17 protein-coding genes are annotated in these 17,341 nt (G+C 64.3%); 2 read left to right on the top strand and 15 right to left on the bottom strand.

The features are described from left to right. Window positions 1–14 precede the first annotated feature (14 nt). Both nusA and rimP read right to left on the bottom strand, forming a co-directional pair. Window positions 15–1,625, bottom strand: coding sequence for a transcription termination factor NusA (nusA, locus tag AB7245_RS00275; protein WP_028150578.1), 1,611 nt, complete (start codon window positions 1,623–1,625; stop codon window positions 15–17). A gap of 2 nt (window positions 1,626–1,627) precedes the next feature. Continuing rightward, complete coding sequence (gene rimP / locus AB7245_RS00270; protein WP_063980137.1) at window positions 1,628–2,386, bottom strand: ribosome maturation factor RimP; 759 nt, start codon at window positions 2,384–2,386, stop codon at window positions 1,628–1,630. Between the two features lie 387 nt (window positions 2,387–2,773). Here rimP and AB7245_RS00265 point away from each other — a divergent pair, with 387 nt between their 5' ends. Continuing rightward, a complete protein-coding gene (locus AB7245_RS00265; protein WP_063980136.1) occupies window positions 2,774–3,856 on the top strand; it encodes a DUF2336 domain-containing protein in 1,083 nt (360 codons plus the stop codon). 134 nt (window positions 3,857–3,990) lie between these two features. Here AB7245_RS00265 and trmB read toward each other — a convergent pair whose 3' ends face one another. The 13 genes from trmB to tsaB form a co-directional block, all read right to left on the bottom strand. Then, window positions 3,991–4,701, bottom strand: coding sequence for a tRNA (guanosine(46)-N7)-methyltransferase TrmB (trmB, locus tag AB7245_RS00260; protein WP_063980135.1), 711 nt, complete (start codon window positions 4,699–4,701; stop codon window positions 3,991–3,993). After that, the gene (locus AB7245_RS00255) at window positions 4,698–5,855 is read right to left on the bottom strand and encodes a M20 family metallopeptidase (protein ID WP_063980134.1); all 1,158 of its coding nucleotides are present in this window, start codon (window positions 5,853–5,855) and stop codon (window positions 4,698–4,700) included. The genes trmB and AB7245_RS00255 overlap by 4 nt, the downstream gene beginning before the upstream one ends. Window positions 5,856–5,941: 86 nt before the next feature. Continuing rightward, window positions 5,942–6,355 (bottom strand): helix-turn-helix domain-containing protein, encoded by a 414-nt coding sequence (locus AB7245_RS00250; RefSeq protein WP_008131807.1) that lies wholly within the window; start codon window positions 6,353–6,355, stop codon window positions 5,942–5,944. 219 nt (window positions 6,356–6,574) lie between these two features. After that, window positions 6,575–8,188, bottom strand: coding sequence for an apolipoprotein N-acyltransferase (lnt, locus tag AB7245_RS00245; protein WP_063980133.1), 1,614 nt, complete (start codon window positions 8,186–8,188; stop codon window positions 6,575–6,577). Next, a complete protein-coding gene (locus AB7245_RS00240; protein WP_063980132.1) occupies window positions 8,185–9,303 on the bottom strand; it encodes a hemolysin family protein in 1,119 nt (372 codons plus the stop codon). Before AB7245_RS00240 ends, lnt begins: the two co-directional genes overlap by 4 nt. 1 nt (window position 9,304) lies before the next feature. Beyond that, window positions 9,305–9,793, bottom strand: a complete 489-nt coding sequence (gene ybeY, locus AB7245_RS00235; protein WP_223153827.1) for an rRNA maturation RNase YbeY — start codon at window positions 9,791–9,793, stop codon at window positions 9,305–9,307. Window positions 9,794–9,875: 82 nt separating this feature from the next. Beyond that, a complete protein-coding gene (locus tag AB7245_RS00230) occupies window positions 9,876–10,871 on the bottom strand; it encodes a PhoH family protein (protein ID WP_063980131.1) in 996 nt (331 codons plus the stop codon). 64 nt (window positions 10,872–10,935) lie between these two features. Continuing rightward, on the bottom strand, window positions 10,936–12,330 hold the full coding sequence (miaB, locus tag AB7245_RS00225; RefSeq protein ID WP_063980130.1) for a tRNA (N6-isopentenyl adenosine(37)-C2)-methylthiotransferase MiaB: 1,395 nt from the start codon (window positions 12,328–12,330) through the stop codon (window positions 10,936–10,938). 154 nt (window positions 12,331–12,484) lie between these two features. Next, window positions 12,485–12,892 carry a hypothetical protein gene (locus tag AB7245_RS00220; protein ID WP_063980129.1) on the bottom strand — a complete coding sequence of 136 codons (408 nt, stop codon included), beginning with the start codon at window positions 12,890–12,892 and terminating at the stop codon, window positions 12,485–12,487. Window positions 12,893–12,908: 16 nt separating this feature from the next. Next, a complete protein-coding gene (locus AB7245_RS00215) occupies window positions 12,909–13,592 on the bottom strand; it encodes an HAD family hydrolase (protein ID WP_063980128.1) in 684 nt (227 codons plus the stop codon). A gap of 52 nt (window positions 13,593–13,644) precedes the next feature. Beyond that, window positions 13,645–14,100: a Fur family transcriptional regulator gene (locus tag AB7245_RS00210; RefSeq protein WP_028150589.1), complete on the bottom strand. Its 456-nt coding sequence runs from the start codon at window positions 14,098–14,100 to the stop codon at window positions 13,645–13,647. A gap of 39 nt (window positions 14,101–14,139) precedes the next feature. Continuing rightward, complete coding sequence (gene rimI / locus AB7245_RS00205; protein WP_063980127.1) at window positions 14,140–14,625, bottom strand: ribosomal protein S18-alanine N-acetyltransferase; 486 nt, start codon at window positions 14,623–14,625, stop codon at window positions 14,140–14,142. Then, on the bottom strand, window positions 14,622–15,317 hold the full coding sequence (tsaB, locus tag AB7245_RS00200) for a tRNA (adenosine(37)-N6)-threonylcarbamoyltransferase complex dimerization subunit type 1 TsaB (protein WP_063980126.1): 696 nt from the start codon (window positions 15,315–15,317) through the stop codon (window positions 14,622–14,624). The genes rimI and tsaB overlap by 4 nt, the downstream gene beginning before the upstream one ends. Before the next feature lie 306 nt (window positions 15,318–15,623). Here tsaB and AB7245_RS00195 point away from each other — a divergent pair, with 306 nt between their 5' ends. Continuing rightward, window positions 15,624–17,309 (top strand): methyl-accepting chemotaxis protein, encoded by a 1,686-nt coding sequence (locus AB7245_RS00195; RefSeq protein WP_063980125.1) that lies wholly within the window; start codon window positions 15,624–15,626, stop codon window positions 17,307–17,309. Window positions 17,310–17,341 lie beyond the last annotated feature (32 nt).

The following is a 17,341-nucleotide window of genomic DNA, read 5'->3' as shown; positions in this document are numbered from 1 at the left end:
ATTCTCCTTCGTCCTTAAGCCGGCTGATCTTCGGTCGCCTCGGCCTCTTCGGCGGGCTTCGCGAGATCGGCTTCGGTGATCCAGCCGGCTTTGACGCGGGCCTGCATGATCATGGCTTCGGCATCGTCACGGGAGATCTCGATACCGTCGAGCGCACCAGGGAATTTGGTCTGCTCGCCGCCTTCCTTGCGCTCGGTCCAGCCGACCAGATCGTCAGTGGCGCAGCCGGCGAGGTCTTCGACGGTCTTGATGTCGTTCTCGCCGAACTTGACCAGCATCTTGGAGGTGACGCCCGGCACGTCCTTGACGGCGTCCTCGACACCGAGCTCCTTGCGCTTGGCCTCGATCTCGGCCTCCTGCTGCTCGAGATATTCGCGGGCACGGTTCTGGAGCTCTTGCGCGGTCTCCTCGTCGAAGCCTTCGATGCCGGCGAGTTCCTTGAGGTCCACCATCGCGAGTTCCTCGACCGAGGTGAAGCCTTCGGACGCCAGCAGCTGGCCGACCACCTCGTCGACATTGAGCGATTCCATGAAGACGCGGGTGGAGTTCTCGAAGTCGGCCTGGCGGCGCTCCGATTCCTCCTGCTCGGTCAGGATGTCGATGTCCCAGCCGGTGAGCTGCGAGGCCAGACGCACGTTCTGGCCGCGGCGGCCGATCGCCAGCGAGAGCTGGTTGTTGGTGTCGGGCACGACGACCTCGATGCGCTCGCGGTCTTCGTCGATGACGACCTTGGAGACTTCGGCCGGCGCCAGCGCGTTGACCACGAAGGTCGCGATGTCGGGCGACCACGGAATGATGTCGATCTTCTCGCCCTGCAGCTCGTTCACCACCGCCTGCACGCGCGAGCCGCGCATACCGACGCAAGCGCCGACCGGATCGACCGAGGAATCGCGGGAAATCACGCCGATTTTCGCGCGCGAGCCGGGATCGCGGGCCACCGCCTTGATCTCGACGATGCCGTCATAGATCTCAGGCACTTCCTGCGCGAACAGCTTCGCCATGAACTGCGGATGGGTGCGGGAGAGGAAGATCTGCGGGCCGCGGGTCTCGCGGCGGACGTCGAAGATGTAGGCGCGGACGCGGTCGCCGTTGCGGAACACTTCGCGCGGCAGCATCTCGTCGCGGCGGATGATGGCTTCACCGCGGCCGAGGTCGACGATCACGCTGCCATATTCGACGCGCTTGACGACGCCGTTGACGATGTCGCCGATGCGGTCCTTGAATTCCTGATATTGCCGGTCGCGCTCGGCCTCGCGCACCTTCTGCACGATCACCTGCTTGGCCGATTGCGCGGCGATGCGGCCATATTCCAGCGGCGGCAGCGTATCGGCGATGGTGTCACCGACCTGGGCGCCGGGATTGGCGCGCTGCGCATCCACCAGCGAGATCTGGTTGGAATGATTTTCGACCTTCTCGACCACCAGCATGTGGCGCGACAGCCGCAGCTCGCCCTTCTTCGGGTCGATCTCGGCATGAACGTCAGTCTCGCTGCCGTAACGTGCCCGTGCCGCCTTGGCGATGGCGTCTTCCATTGCCGCGATGACGATGCCGCGGTCGATCGATTTCTCGCGCGCGACGGCATCGGCGATCTGGAGCAATTCAAGTCGATTGGCGCTGACTGCCATGGCTAGTCTCCTTCGTCAGGCTCGATCTCGCCCCGCCGCGCGCGTTCGGCGGCCAGGCGGTGCTTCTTCGTATTGGTCGGTGCCGGCTTCTTTTTTTGCGGCTTGGTGTTCTTGGTGATCTTCGCACTGATTTCCGCGTGCGGTGCAGCCGGCGGCTCGATGCCGAGATCGCGGCGCATCTGGCGCTCCTCGGCCTTGCCGCGGCGCATGGATTCCGCGATCAGCTCGTCGGTCAGCACCAAGCGTGCCTCACCGATGTCTTCCATCGTCAGGAGAACGTCGGGATTATCGTTCGCCTTGACGTCGTCGCGATGCAGGTGCACGCGGTCGCCTTCGACGGCACCAAGCATGCCACGGAACCGCTTCCGCCCCTCATGGGCGACCGCCATGTCGATCTTCACCAGATAGCCGGAATAGCGCTCGAAATCCGAGCGGCGCACCAGCGGACGGTCGATCCCCGGCGAGGAGATTTCCAGCCGATAAGCGCGGTCGATGGGGTCCGCGACGTCGAGCACGGGCGACAGCGCCCGCGAGATCGCTTCGCAATCCTCGAGCTGCATCGAGCCGTCCGGCCGCTCGGCCATGATCTGCACGGTGCAGCCGGCCTCGCCGGAGATGCGGATCCGCACCAGGCGGTAGCCCATGCCCTCGAGCACCGGACCTGCGACCGCAGACACACGTGCCGCCACGCCCGGCTCGACCACGAGCCTCGGCTCGGCCAGCAACTCGGCATCCGTGGAACCAGTGTTCGGTTCGGTCATATCAGGGGTCAAGGCGCTCGATGGTTAAGGCTTGGTTAAGGACTTGAACAGGTTAGGATCTGCAGAGCCTGTTTCGGAACTCTTTATCCCGGCAGCTCGCCGGGCCGCATATCTTCAACCAAGCCGCGTTCAGGTAATAAAAAAGAGCGGGTCCTTTCGGGCCCACTCTCACTACGCGGATCGTATGAGAAGATGAATTGGCGCTGATATAGCCCTTTCCGTCCTCCCGGACAAGGCCCATCGCGGGAAAGACGAGGCTTTTTGCGCCCGGCCTGTGGCCCCCCCCCGCGCAACGCTTCCTTCATCTAGCAGGCCTAAATTCCCTGATTGTGGGGCGGCTTGGACCAAGGGCGCACCCGCGGCGTGCCCTGTACGAGTTGCGTTTTCATGACCGCTGCCACGTCGCTCATTCCCGGACTGGACGAGATCGTCAAACGCGGCGACCCCCGGCGTCGCGGTGAGATCGCGCGCGCCATCGCCCAACTGTTCTTCCAGGACGCCGAGAAGCTCCGTCCCGATCTCGTCGATCTCTTCGACAATCTGCTGATCGATCTCGTTCCGCATGCCGAGCTTGCCTCGCGCGTCGACCTCGCCGAGCGCTTCTCGCGCCTGAACAATGCGCCGCCGCATCTGGTGAGCCAGCTCGCGCGCGAAAACGAGATCATGGTGGCGGGCCCTGTGCTGCGCCGCTCGCCGGTGCTCGACGACGCCGCTCTCGTCGAGATCGCGCGGCTGAAGGGTCAGGGCCATCTGCTGGCGATGACCGAGCGCCCCGCACTGTCGGCCGCCATCACCGACGTGCTGGTCGAGCGCGGCGATCGCGACGTGGTGCGTCGCGCCGCGGGCAATGCCGGCGCGGAGTTCTCGCAAGGCAGCTATTCCGAGCTGATCAAGCGTGCGTCGCAGGACGGCGTGCTGACGCTCAAGATCGGCCAGCGCAACGATCTCTCGGGCGAGCACCTGAAACAGCTGCTCGACGGCACGCTCGACGTCATCCGCCGCCGCCTCTCGAGCGTGGTCAATCCCGTGCGCCAGGTCGAGATCAAGCGCGCCATGGCGGCGATCGAGGAGGCCGCGCTGCCGCCGGGGCCGCGCCGCGATTTCTCGGCGGCACAGCGCACGGTGCTGACCTTGCATCGCGAGGGTCATCTCGGCGAGAGCGCGCTGCTCGGCTTCGCCAAGGCGCTCAAATATGAGGAATCGATCGCCTCGCTCGCGGCGATGTCCGGTGTCCGCCTCTCGATCCTCGATCGCCTGGTCGCGGGCGACCGCTACGATCCGATTCTGATTCTGGGGCGCGTGCTCAATCTCGGCTGGCCCACGGTGCGCGCGCTGATCCTGATGTGGTACGGCCCGCATCGCACGCCGGCTGATGCCGATCTCGAGCAGGCGCGCGTGAACTTCACGCGCCTGATGCCGTCAACGGCCGAGCGCGTCGTGAAATTCTGGCGCAACCGCCAGACGATCTAATCAAAGTACGGATCTTCGTCGTCATGGCCGGGCTTGTCCCGGCCATCCACGTTCTTGCTGCCCACAGGAGGAAAGTACGTGGATGCCCGGGACAAGCCCGGGCATGACGATTATCGATGGATCGCGCGAAGAATCTATGCGCGCCTGAACCGCAGATATGTGGTCTTGCGCCCTTCGCGCGTGGCCTTCCGGCCGTAGCGCGTCATGGTGTAGCCGTCCCATGGCCGACGGAAATCGTCGGCGCATTGGGCGAGCCACTGAAAATCCGTCGACCGCGACAGATGCATCAGCGTCCACGCGCAGTAATCGTCGATATCGCAGACGAAACGGAATTCGCCGCCCGCCTTCAGCACGCGTGCCATCGCGGCGATGGTGCGGTCCTGGACGAAGCGCCGCTTCCAGTGCCGCCGCTTCGGCCAGGGATCGGGATGGATCAGGTCGATCCGCGACAGCGATGCCTGCGGCAGCCAGGCCAGGAGCTCGGCGGCATCGCCCGCGAACAGGCGGATGTTGCCGATGTTGGCGGCCTCGATCTGCGCGAGGATCTTTGCCATGCCGTTGACATAGGGCTCGCAGCCGATGAAGCCGGTCGTGGCGAAGTTCTGGGCCTCGGCCGCAAGATGCTCGCCGCCGCCGAAGCCGATCTCGAGCCGGACATCGTCGGCCGCGGGATCGAAGATCTCGTTGGCATTCGCCGGCTTCTCGCCCTCGATGTCGAGTGAAAGATGCGGCAGTAGATGATCGATCAGCTCGGCCTGGTGCTGCCTGAGCTTGTGGCCCTTGCGGCGCCCAAAGAAGGCGCGTTCGCTGTCATCGCGATCGGGATCTGATTTTCGTTCGCTCATCGCAGCGTCTGGTACAGGCGATGGAGCAGCCGCGCGCGGGGTTCGAGCGACGAGAGGTAGATCTGCTCATAATGGGTGTGTGCGCCCTTGCCGTCGACGCCGAGTCCATCGAGCGTTGCGGTGTGGGCGGCGGTGAAATTGCCATCCGAGCCGCCGCCGGTGTGGGTGTCGATCAGCTCGAAGCCGATCTCGGTGGCAAGCGACTTCGCATGCTCGTACAGCGAGGCGCCTGCATTGCTCTTCTCGTAGGGCGGACGGTTGAGTCCGCCCGTGACCTTGACCGTGACGCCATCCGTCTTCGACGTCAGCCCGAGGATCTTGCCGACGAACTCCTCCGCGTCGGCAAAGCTCGGCACGCGCAGGTCGACTTCGGCATAGGCCTCCTCCGGCGTGACGTTGGGACGCGTGCCGCCGCGTGCCACGCCGACATTCACCGTGACGCCGCGTGCCAGATCGTTCATCGCTTCCAGCGCCAGGATGACGTTGGCAAGCTCGCGGATCGCGCTGCGGCCATCCTGGGGCCGCGTGCCGGCATGTGCGGGCACACCCTTGATGAATACTTCGAATCGTCCGACGCCCTTGCGCCCGGTGACGATCTTGCCGCCGTCGCGCGCGGGCTCCGTCACCAGCACGTATTTGGCCTTGCGCCCTTCCGCCTCGATCAGCGCGCGCGAGGTCGGGCTGCCGATCTCCTCGTCGGAGGTGAACAAATGGGTGATGCCGAGCGGCGAGCGATCGCCGGCGGCGCAGAGCGCGCGAAAGGCGTGATGGGCGATATAGGCGCCGCCCTTCATGTCGTAGATGCCGGGACCGAACGCGCTGTCGCCCTCGACCTTGAACGGCAGGCGCTCGATGAATCCCATGGGATGAACGGTATCGAGGTGGCTCAGCACCAAAATGCCCGGCCGGTCCTGGCCCCAGGTCGAGCGTGCAGCGAGATGATCGCCGCAGCCATCGACGCCGGCGACGCGCTCGAGCGTAACCGGCAGATCGCGGTATTGCTCCGCGACCACGGAGATCAGCTTGTTGACCTGTTCAGGTGTGTCCGTCGGCGTCTCGATCTCCACCCAGCGGCGGATGCCATCGAGAATAGTTTGTGAATCGAACCAATTGGACTTGGTCATGAACGCATCTGTGCCTTTGAACCGCATCATCGAAGAGGGCGCGCACCAAAAACGCGCCCGCAAATGACGACATAGGCCAGATTTGACGCAGTCTCAAATCGGATTGAGCCGTCGCGTCAGCGTTTGTCGGGACCTTCGCGGGCGGCGATCTGCTCGACGAGATCGACGATCGAGCGGCGCATCTTCGAATCAGTGATTCGGGTGAACGCCTTGGTCAGAGCGAGACCTTCGGAGGTCGCGAGGAAGTCCGACACATACGACGGCGAGGCGCCTTCGGCGAAGCCGTCCGGGCCAGCTACGCCGCTCGGTCCGCCCTCGAACAGGAACGACACCGGCACCTGCAGAATCTCGGCGATCTGCTGGATGCGGCTTGCGCCGACGCGATTCGTGCCCTTCTCGTACTTCTGGATCTGCTGGAAAGTCAGGCCCAAAGCTTCACCGAGCTTTTCCTGGCTCATGCCCAACATGATGCGGCGCATACGCACGCGGCTGCCGACATATTTGTCAACAGGGTTGGGCGCTTTCGACATTTCCTCAGCCTCCAAACATCACCTTCGGCGCAATCACAAGAATGCCTCCGGTGCCAGCAGCGTCAAAATCAAACCCTGTTATTGGGAAACATTGCGGAGAAATTTAGCAACGCCCACTGTCTTTTGCAGCCGGTGCAGAATGAGGAGGGCGCGTGCAGTCTGTCAACCGTGGGACTACGGTTGTCAAAGGATTCCGGTCGCGGCGGCCGCGAGGCGTGATCAGGGGTGCCGTTTGGCAACACGTCGGCGGACCGCCAGAAACACGGCCAGCGCAACGAGCATGGCTGCGGGCACGTCGCCCACCCGCGCATAGACGGTCGGCGGAATTGCGGCGGGCAGGTTTGCATCCAAAATGCCTTCGACGCCGAGGCCGAGGCTGGCAACGGTTCGTCCCACCGGATCGATCACCGCTGACACGCCGGTATTGGCGGACCGGACCAGCGGCAATCCGAGCTCGATCGCACGCATCCGGGCCTGCTCGAGATGCTGATAGGGACCGGTCGATATGCCGAACCAGCCGTCATTGGTGAGGTTCACGATCCAGCCCGGACGCTCATTGCGGCCGGCGACCTCGCCTGGAAAAATTGCTTCGTAACAGATCAGCGGCAGCGCGGGCGGCGCGCCGGGCACCGATAGCGCATGTCGCACGCTGCCCGGAATGAATCCGCCGCGCACGCGCGTGAGTTGCTCAAAGCCGAGCTTCTCCATCAAGTCCTGGTAGGGCAGGAATTCGCCGAACGGCACGAGGTGCAGCTTGTCATAGACCGAAAGCACGCTGCCGTCGTGATCGATCACGTAGATCGAGTTGTAGGCGCGCGTGATCGGCGTGCCCCGCGGCAGGTCGGGGGCGCGAACCGAGCCCGTGATCAGCACCGTACCCTTCGGCAGCAGCTCGGCGATCTGCGCCATCGCGTCGGCTTCGCGGGTCAGGAAGAACGGAAAGGCGGATTCCGGCCAGATCAGGATGGTGGCATCGCGCACGCCGGTCGATTGCGGCCCCGAGGCGCGGTCCGACAGCGCCAGGTATTTCTTCATCACCTCCGCCTTGGCGGCGTAGTTGAATTTCGCGTCCTGCTGGAGGTCCGGCTGCATCAGGCGCAGCTTCGCGCCCGCGACCATCGTGGTCGGATGCAGCGACAGGCGGATCGCGCCGAAGATGCTCATGACAATCAGAAGGGCAATCGCAGCAGCCGGCGCGCGCCATGCCGGGCGGCGATCGGGCGTACGGTCGATCAGCGCCGCCGGGCTTGCGAAGATCGCAACGCTAAGGAACGTCATGCCCCACAGGCCGATCAGCGACGCTGTCTGCGCCAGCGGCAGCGGCTCTGACAGGGCATAGCCGAACGCGTTCCAGGGGAAACCGGTCAATGCGTGACCACGCAGCCATTCGGCGATGGTGAGACTTGCGGCGAGCGCGAGGATGCGCGTGGCATCCTTGGTCCAGAGCAGGCGGGCCAGCGCGAATCCGATCGCGGTGAAGATGGAGAGATAGGCCGGCAGGCCAAGCACGGCGAACGGCGTCAGCCACGCGAACACGTCGGCGTCGACGAAGAAGGCGTAGCCGATCCAGTAGAGGCCGGGGACGAAATAGCCGAGCCCGAACCAATAGCCCGTCAGTGCCGCGGCAGGGACGCCGCGATATCGTCCGGCGCCCGCGCCGTCGATCAGCCAGACCAGCACCGGGAAGGTGATGAACAGCACCGGAAAGACATTGAATGGCGCCAGCGCCAGCACCGACAGCGCACCGCATCCCATCGCGATGAGCGCACGCTTCCATCCCCAGGTGAGGATGATGGCAAGCGCAATCTGCCGAAACCGCTGGAACGGGCTCACTGCGAACCGGTCCCGTCGCTTGGCGGCGGGACGGGCGTGTCGCTGGAAGGCGGTTGACCGCTCTCCGGCGTGGCTTCGCGGCGGCGGCTCTCGCGCTGGGTACGCGGCGCAGGGCGCTCCTTCCGTGTCGAGATGCGCAGCCGCTTGACGCGGCGCGGATCGGCATCGAGCACCTCGATCTCGTAATGGCCGGGGCCGGAGATCACCTCGCCGCGCACCGGCAGGCGCCCGACGAAGCTGACGAGATAGCCGCCGAGCGTCTCGACTTCCTCACCCGCCTCGCCGGTGACGAAATCCTCTCCGATCACCGTGCGGACGTCGTCGAGGCTGGCGCGGGCGTCTGCAATGAAGGCGTTGTCGGGCAGCCGCACGATCGAGGGCGGCTCGTCGCTGTCATGCTCGTCGTCGATCTCGCCGACGATCTGCTCGACGATGTCCTCGAGCGAAACCAGTCCGTCGCTGCCGCCATATTCGTCGACCACCAGCGCCAGATGAATGCGCGTCGCCTGCATCTGCGCCAGCAGGTCGATCGCCCGCATCGACGGCGGCACGTAGAGCAGCTTGCGGATGATGCGCGCATCCTGCAGCGGTAGCGCCAGGTCGACCGTACGCAGGTCGAGGCCGGCCGGCAGCGGTTTCTTGCGCTTGGTTTTCGTGGCCTCGGACACCCGTGCGCGCGCGGTCATGAAAGCGAGCAGATCGCGGATGTGGACGATGCCGACGGGGTCGTCCAGCGTCTCGTTGTAGACGACGAGACGCGAATGGCCGGCGCTCTCGAAGCGGTCCATCAATTCGCCGAGCGGGATGTCGCGCTTCACCGCGATGATGTCGGCACGATGCACCATGACGTCGGCGATGCGGCGCTCGTGCAGACCGAGGATGTTGCGCAACATGGTGCGCTCGACGGTCGAGAAGCCGGTGTCGTCAGGCGTCGTGGCATCGAGCACGACCTGGAGATCGTCGCGCACCGATCCCGCCTTCCAGCCGAACAGGGTGCGAATGGCACGCAGCAGCCAGCCTTCCGCGGTCGGCCGCATCACCTCGCCTGATGTCACCACGACCGGCAAATTGGCGGTATTGCGCGGATTGTCGTGAATAGGGTCGGAATCGGGCATCTCAATGCGTCCCCGGGCGGTCTGCATAGGGATCGGGTATGCCGAGATGAGACAGGATCTCTCGTTCGAGCGCTTCCATCTCCTCCGCGTCGCCATCGTTCTCGTGATCGTAGCCGACCAGGTGCAGGAAACCATGCACGGCGAGATGGCTCAAATGATGATCGAACGGCTTCTGTTCCTCGTCCGCCTCGCGCCGCATGGTCTCGTAGGCGATCGCGATGTCGCCGAGCATGCGCGGCGCATCGCCTTCCTTCCACTCGCCCTCCGGCTGGAGCGCGGGAAACGACAGCACGTTGGTCGGCTTGTCGATGCCGCGCCAGTTGCTGTTGAGCGTACGGATACCGGCATCATCGGTCAGCATCACGGCCACTTCGGCGTCGGCAACGTCCTCGTCGACACTCTCGGCGGCGGCCGCCACCGCACGCTGGATCACCGCTTCGGAATCGGGTTCGCGCTGCCAGCAATCGGCAACGACGAGGACCTCGGTCATGGGAAGGTTTGGATGTGACATCTTGTCTGTTCGGAACCAAAGGACGCCCTGTCCGCGCCCGTATGGTCCGGTTGTTGTCTCGTCAGGATTTACCGGCGGCCGGCCGCTGCGGCTGCCCCTCATAGGCAGAGACGATTCGTGCCACGAGCTCGTGGCGGATCACGTCCTCGGCTTTGAAATGAACTTGTGCAATACCTTCGACGCCGCCCAGCAGGCGCGTCGCTTCCGCAAGGCCCGAAGTCTGGCCGTTCGGCAGGTCGATCTGCGAGGGATCGCCGGTCACGATCATGCGGCTGTTCTCGCCGAGACGGGTCAAGAACATCTTCATCTGCATAGACGTGGTGTTCTGCGCCTCGTCCAGGATGATCGCGGCGTTGGTCAGCGTGCGGCCGCGCATGAAGGCGAGCGGCGCGATCTCGATCTCGCCGGTCTGGAGCGCCCGCTCGACGATGCGCGCGTCCATGAGATCGTAAAGCGCGTCGTAGATCGGACGGAGATACGGATCGACCTTCTCGCGGAGATCGCCGGGCAAAAAGCCGAGCCGCTCGCCGGCCTCGACCGCCGGACGCGACAGGATGATCTTGTCGACTTCCTTGCGCTCGAACAGCTGCGCGGCATGCGCGACCGCGAGCCAGGTCTTGCCGGTGCCGGCGGGGCCGATGCCGAACACCAGCTCGTGGCGCTTCAGCGCGCGGATGTAGGAATCCTGCGCGGCAGTGCGTGCGCGCACCGGGCGCTTGCGCAAATTGATGCTGTCGAAGGTGGATTTGGCCGATTTGGCGTCGAATTCGAACAGCGAGCCCTGTGCGATCACGGCGCGGATCGCGCCTTCGACTTCGCCCTGGTCGAGATCCTGCCCCTTCACGGCCTGCGCGTAGAGTGTCTCCAGCACGCGGCGCGCGGCGTCGCAGCCGTCGCGCGTGCCGCCGATGGTGATGTGGTTGCCCTTGGAGTCGACCACGACGCCGAGCCGCCGCTCGATCTGGGCGAGATGCTGGCCGTAGGGGCCGACCAACGCGGATGCGGCGCGGTTGTCGTCGAAGTCGATGACGACCTGGGTCTCGGGCGGAACTTGCATGTCGCGGTCAAATTTGCGGCTGGGAGCGAACGAAGACGAATCCGATGCGCTTTTTGGCAAGGGTTCAGGCTCCAATGGCTTGCGATAAAGCGGGCTCGCGCGCGTTACGCGGCGTCACGAGCTCACCGAGGAAACTATAGCGTTCGAGGCTGTCGATCCGGACCGGCAGGATTTGTCCGATGATGTCGGGCGAGGCCATCACATGCGCAGGCTGGAGGAAGGCAGTGCGGCCGACGATCTGGCCCTCCTTGCGGGCCGGACGCTCGAACAGCACATCGACCGTTGAGCCAATCGCGGCCTTGTTGAAGGCCGATTGCTGGCTGTCGATCAGTTCCTGGAGCCGCTCCAATCGCTGGTCCATCTCGGCGGGGGACACCGTCTCCTGCATATCCGCGGCCGGCGTTCCCGGCCGGGCGGAGTATTTGAACGAATATGCGGCAGCGTAGCCGATTTGCGTGACAAGCGCGAGGGTGGCGAGAAAATCTTGCTCGCTTTCACCGGGGAAGCCCACGATAAAATCTGATGAAAAAGCAATGTCTTGGCGCGCGGACCGGAAACGGTCGATGACACGCCGATAATCATCGGCGGTATGTTTCCGGTTCATGGCGGCAAGAATCCGGTCCGAACCCGACTGCACCGGCAGGTGCACGAACGGCATCAGCTCGCCGAGATCGCGATGGGCTGCAATCAAACTGTCATCGACATCGCGGGGATGGCTGGTCGAATAGCGCAGCCGCGCGATGCCGGGAATCTTCGCCAGATGTTCGAGCAATCGGCCGAGCGGCCAGCTTGTCCCGTCCGGTCCCTCGCCATGATAGGCGTTGACGTTCTGCCCGATCAGCGTGAGCTCCCGGACGCCGTTGTCAGTCAGCCGCTTCACGTCATCGACGATCTTCGCCACGGGACGCGAGACTTCGGCGCCGCGCGTATAGGGCACCACGCAGAAGGTGCAGAATTTGTCGCAGCCCTCCTGCACCGTGACGAAAGCGGAAATGCCGCGCGCGCGGATTGCATCGGGTTTTGGCTGGGCCAGGAAGCCGAACTTGTCAGCCGCGGGAAATTCGGTCTCGATCGCGCGGCCTTCGTCGCGCGCTCGCTTCAACAACTCCGGAAGGTGATGATAGCTCTGCGGGCCGACCACGACGTCCACCACCGGCGCGCGGCGCGTGATCTCAGCACCCTCGGCCTGCGCCACGCAGCCCGCCACCGCGATCTGCATCGCCCGGCCCCCGCGCGCGGCCTCGTCCTTGGCAACCCGCAGCCGGCCAAGCTCGGAATAGACCTTTTCGGAGGCCTTCTCGCGGATATGGCAGGTGTTGAGGATGACGAGGTCGGCATCCTCCGCGTTGGCCGTCTCCACGAATCCTTCCGGAGCCAGCGTGTCCACCATGCGCTGGGCATCGTAGACGTTCATCTGGCAGCCATATGATTTGATGTGCAGCTTGCGCGGCGGCGTCATGGAACCCGGAATTGAGGTGGAGGACGCCCCTCAGATATAGGCTGGAGGGGCGAAAATCCAGCGAATGGAGCCCTCAACGGGATTCCGGGCGCTCCCAAAGGGGAGACAGGTCCCAAAACCCCTCGAATCGGGCCCGCCTGGCGTGGATCCAGCACTACACGCGAGGGGCGGCGAGCCATTCCGGAAAAAACTCTTCCTGCGCGTCGACCGAGGCCGGGGTCACATCAGGCCCGGTGTCGAAGATTTCGACGAGGTCGGCCATGCGCGCATGGACACCTTTCTTCATCCGGTATGCCTTCAGCCCGGCTCCCATGTCCCTCGCCATTGCGGACGGATACACATTGAGGCTGGCGCCGTAGCAGAATGGGATAAGCCCTTCACGCTCGAGCTGACGGCGGATCAAGCACAGGGCCTCGAAGAAATCGGGGGCTTCAGCTTCGATCATCTTTCCGCGATAGGTGCAGGTCAGCTTGCAGACGACAGGATCAATTTCGTACTCGGTGATTACTGCCCTTTCGTCGTTACTGCCGCCGATCAGAGCGATGTTGTGTTGCTCGTCCATGGTCCCGACACGCTCTTTACGACCGAAGCTCGGCCATACCGACGTTTCGCTGGACCAACTCCGGCAACTGATGCATGTCGGCAAAGGTCAGGTCGGCCCCGGCCTTGCGCAGGGTCTCGGCATGGCCGTCCCCGCAATGGCTGCCCCCATGGAAGCCGAACACGGTCATGCCGGCCGCTCGCGCCCCGGCGATGCCGGCCAGGCTGTCCTCGATCACGACGCAGCGCTCGGGCGCCACGCCCATTTCCTTGGCCGCGAACAGGAACAGGTCCGGTGCCGGCTTGCCGTTCTTGACCTGCGAGGCCGAGAAGATGTTCGGCGCGAGGCGCTCATAGAGGCCCGTGCTTCCCAGGCTCACCTGCATGCGCTGATGCGAGCCGCTCGAGGCGACGCAGACGGCCTGCGTGACGACATCGAGCACATCGTGGATGCCGCGGATCGCTTCGAGGTCGGCTTCGAACGAGCGGAACAGCTCGTCCTGCAGATCGCTGTGATAGGCCTCGGGCAATTTGCGACCGAGCTCGGTCTCGATCTCCAGATTGGCCTGCCGCGTCGAGCGACCGAGGAAGCGCGCGAATACCTGCTCCGAGGTGATGGAATAGCCGTGCCGCGTGAGTACATCGGCATGGGCGCGACAGGAGATCACCTCGCTGTCCACGAGCACGCCGTCGCAATCGAAGATGATGAGATCTATAGGCACGAGGGCATGATCCGGAAAAGTGTGAAGCGGTTTTCCGACAAGATCATGCCACTTAAGACGTCGGCTTGTCGTCGTCGAGCGGGACGCAATAGAGCTCGAGCCGATGGTCGACCAGCTTGTAGCCGAGCTTGCGGGCGATCTCCGCCTGCAGCTTCTCGATCTCCTCGGAGGTGAACTCGATCACCTTGCCGTCGCGCAGATTGATGAGGTGGTCGTGATGGCTGTCGCGCATCGTCTCGTAGCGCGCGCGGCCCTCGCGGAAATCATGGCGCTCGATGATGCCGGCATCCTCGAACAGCTTGACGGTGCGATACACGGTCGAGATCGAGATCTTGTCGTCGACGGCGACGCAGCGCCGGTACAGTTCCTCGACGTCGGGGTGGTCGACCGATTCCGCCAGCACGCGGGCGATGACACGGCGCTGCTCGGTCATGCGCATGCCGGTGGCGGCGCAGCGAGCCTCGATGCCGGTCGCCTTGGAGGCGGAGGAAGGTTTAAGTCCAGTCATAGTGTGTCTGCCTGACGGGGGCGCTTTCTGCCATCAATGTTACGACAAGTCACGTCGCATCAGAAGTGCGTTCAATTGTTCCCCGTTGGGCTGCTTATAGTAGCGTTCGCGGCGCCCGACCACCATGAATCCGGCCCGATCGTAGAGCCGCCGCGCCGGCTGGTTATTTTCCTCGACTTCGAGAAATATTGTGCGCACGCCGCGCCCTGCGAGGTGGCCGAGATGCGTCATCAGCAGCGTGCCGGACAGCCCGCGGCCGCGGTGAGCCTGGTCGACCGCGATGGAGAGGATTTCCGCTTCGTCCGCGCCGATCCGCGACACCGCGAATCCGATGGTCTTGCGGCCGAGCCGCAACCGGTGCACGAGCGTGTTGCGCTCGCCGATCATGCCTTCGAACTCGCCTTCGCCCCAGCCGCGGGCAAAGGATTGTCCGTGCAGCTGCGCCAGCCGCGCGGCGTCGCGCGTGGAGGCCGGCTCGACGGCGGCCGTGCCGCCGCGCCACCATTCCGAAAGCCATCTCATCATGAGGTTGCGGCTTGTGCTGCGAACGGTGGCTGTGCGGCCGGCTTTGCGTCGGGTGCCTTCAGATAGAACGGCCGCGCCGGCGTGGTTTCGGGATTGGCCGCGGCGCCGAGCCAGGCGACCCAGCCGATGTCGGGCGCGGGCTGGGCGTCGACCGCAACGGGTTGCGGACCGTCCTTCGGCCAGCGATCGGCGAGGATCTTTGCGGCATTGCCGACCAGATGCGGCGCACCGAATTGCGAGGCCGCGATCGCCGCGTCAATTGGCACGACGCTCGGCCGCACCAGCGGGCTACCGTCGCCGGCTACGATCTGGAAGTAGACGTGATCGTGCCGCGCATCGATCGCCGAGATCACCGGCGCCGTTCCGCTCTGGCCGACGACGGTGGCGGCATAGGCCGAAAGCGTCGTCAGCCCGACCGCGGGCCGCTTCGCCGCAAGCGCAAGGCCGCGCGCCGCCGAAATGCCGACCCTCAGGCCCGTGAAGCTTCCGGGACCGACGGTGACGGCGATGCGGTCGAGCGAGGTGAAGGCAAGATCGGCCGATTGCATCACACGCGCGATCATCGGCATCAGCGCTTCGGCGTGGCCGCGCTTCATCAGAAGCGATTCCTCCGCAAGCAGCTGGACGGCGTCGGTGTCGAGAACGGCAGCCGCGCACGCTTCCAGCGCGGTATCGATGGCAAGGATCAGCATCGAATCAGCTTAGTCGGTCGAGCCGCGGTCGAACCAGTCCAAGTTTGATTTCTCGACAGGCGCACGATCGGCCCCGTAATTCTACGTGGACGCGAAGGCGACAAAATTTTCGCTCCCCATTTTCGATGCGGATGCATCAATTTGCAACCTTAGAGATAGCTAAGTGATTGAAATGTTGGCATTTTAAGTAATCATTAGCAAACCAATGACACCGTCAACGGGCGGGAGAGTGAGTCAACGACGACTCAGACGGGGCGCTTTGGCAGATCAAGCCGCGCCTGTTCGGTCATTTGGAAGGGTTCATTTATGTCTTTTTGGCGAAGCGGTTCTTCGGCTAGGGAGGCTTTGGCTCAGGTCATTGCACTCGGCAAGTCGCAGGCGGTCATCGAATTTAATCTCGACGGCACCATTATCACGGCCAACCAGAATTTCCTGGACGCGATGGGCTACCGGCTCGACGAGATCGCCGGCAAGCACCACAGCATGTTCGTGATGCCGGAGGAGCGGGGCAGCGCGGCCTATCGCGAGTTTTGGGCGCAGCTCGGCCGCGGCGCATATCAATCAGCCGAATACAAGCGGCTCGGCAAGGGCGGCCGCGAGATCTGGATCCAGGCGTCCTACAATCCGATCATCGACGAGGCCGGCAAGCCGGTGAAGGTCGTCAAGTTCGCGACCGACATCACCGCGCGCAAGATCCGCAGCCTCGAAGATGCCGGCAAGATTTCCGCGATCGGCCGCGCCCAGGCGGTGATCGAGTTTAATCTCGACGGCACCATCATCACCGCCAACGAGAATTTCCTGAGCACGGTGGGGTATCGGCTCGACGAGATCCAGGGGCAGCATCACAGCATATTCGTGGGGGCAGGTGAGCGCGATAGCGCAGCCTATCGCGAATTCTGGGCCAAGCTCGGCCGCGGCGAATTCCAGTCCGGCGAATACAAGCGCTTCGGCAAGGGCGGCAAGGAGGTCTGGATTCTCGCTTCCTACAATCCGATCCTCGATGAGACCGGCAAGCCGTTCAAGGTGGTGAAGTTCGCGACCGACGTCAGTGCGCAGAAGCTGTCGAATGCGAATTTTGCCGGGCAGATCGAGGCGATCGGCAAGTCGCAGGCCGTGATCGAGTTCAGCATGGACGGTAAGGTTTTGACAGCCAACGAAAACTTCCTCGGCGCGCTCGGCTATACGCTGTCCGAGATCGTCGGCAAGCATCACAGCATGTTCGTGGGCACTGACGAGCGCGACAGCGAAGCCTATCGGGCCTTCTGGGCCAGGCTGAACGCCGGTGAATTCCAGTCCGGCGAATATCAGCGCGTCGGCAAGGGTGGCCGGCAGGTCTGGATCCAGGCCTCCTACAACCCGATCCGCGACCTCAACGGCAATCCGTTCAAGGTCGTGAAATACGCCTCCGACACCACCGCCCAGGTGATCGCGCGCAAGCGCAGCGAGAAGGTGCGCGATATGATGGAATCGGTCGCCGCTGGCGCCGAGGAGCTCAACGCCTCGGTGCGCGAGATTGCCGAGGCAATGACGCGCTCGCGCGAGACCGCATCGACCGCGGTCGATCGGGTCGAGGCGGCGGACCATCAGGCGCAGCGGCTGACGCAGGCGGCGGAGTCGATGAGCATGATCGTGCAGCTGATCGGCAGCATCACCGGTCAGATCAATCTGCTGGCGCTGAACGCCACCATCGAATCCGCGCGCGCCGGCGAGGCCGGTCGCGGCTTTGCCGTGGTGGCATCTGAAGTGAAGAACCTCGCCAATCAGGCCAAGCAGGCCGCCGACCGGATCGAGCAGGAGATCGGCAATCTGAACGGCATCTCGGTCGACGTGGTCGCCGCGCTGGGGGCGATCCGGGGCGCGATCGAGGGCGTCAGCGAATATGTGTCGTCAACGGCCGCCGCCGTCGAGGAGCAGAGCACCGTCACCAGCGAAATGTCGGCGAGCATGCGCAAGGCCGCGGAAGAGGCGGCGAGCATCGGCCAAGCGGCGTAGGAGAGATCTCGTAGGGTGGGCAAAGCGAAGCG

Origin of the sequence: Bradyrhizobium sp. 604_D8_N2_3, assembly GCF_051810765.1 — a bacterium.
GTDB classification, from domain to species: Bacteria; Pseudomonadota; Alphaproteobacteria; order Rhizobiales; family Xanthobacteraceae; genus Bradyrhizobium; species Bradyrhizobium barranii.
The sequence above is the reverse complement of the archived record's forward strand: the minus strand, read 5'-3'. Positions and strand labels throughout refer to the sequence as shown.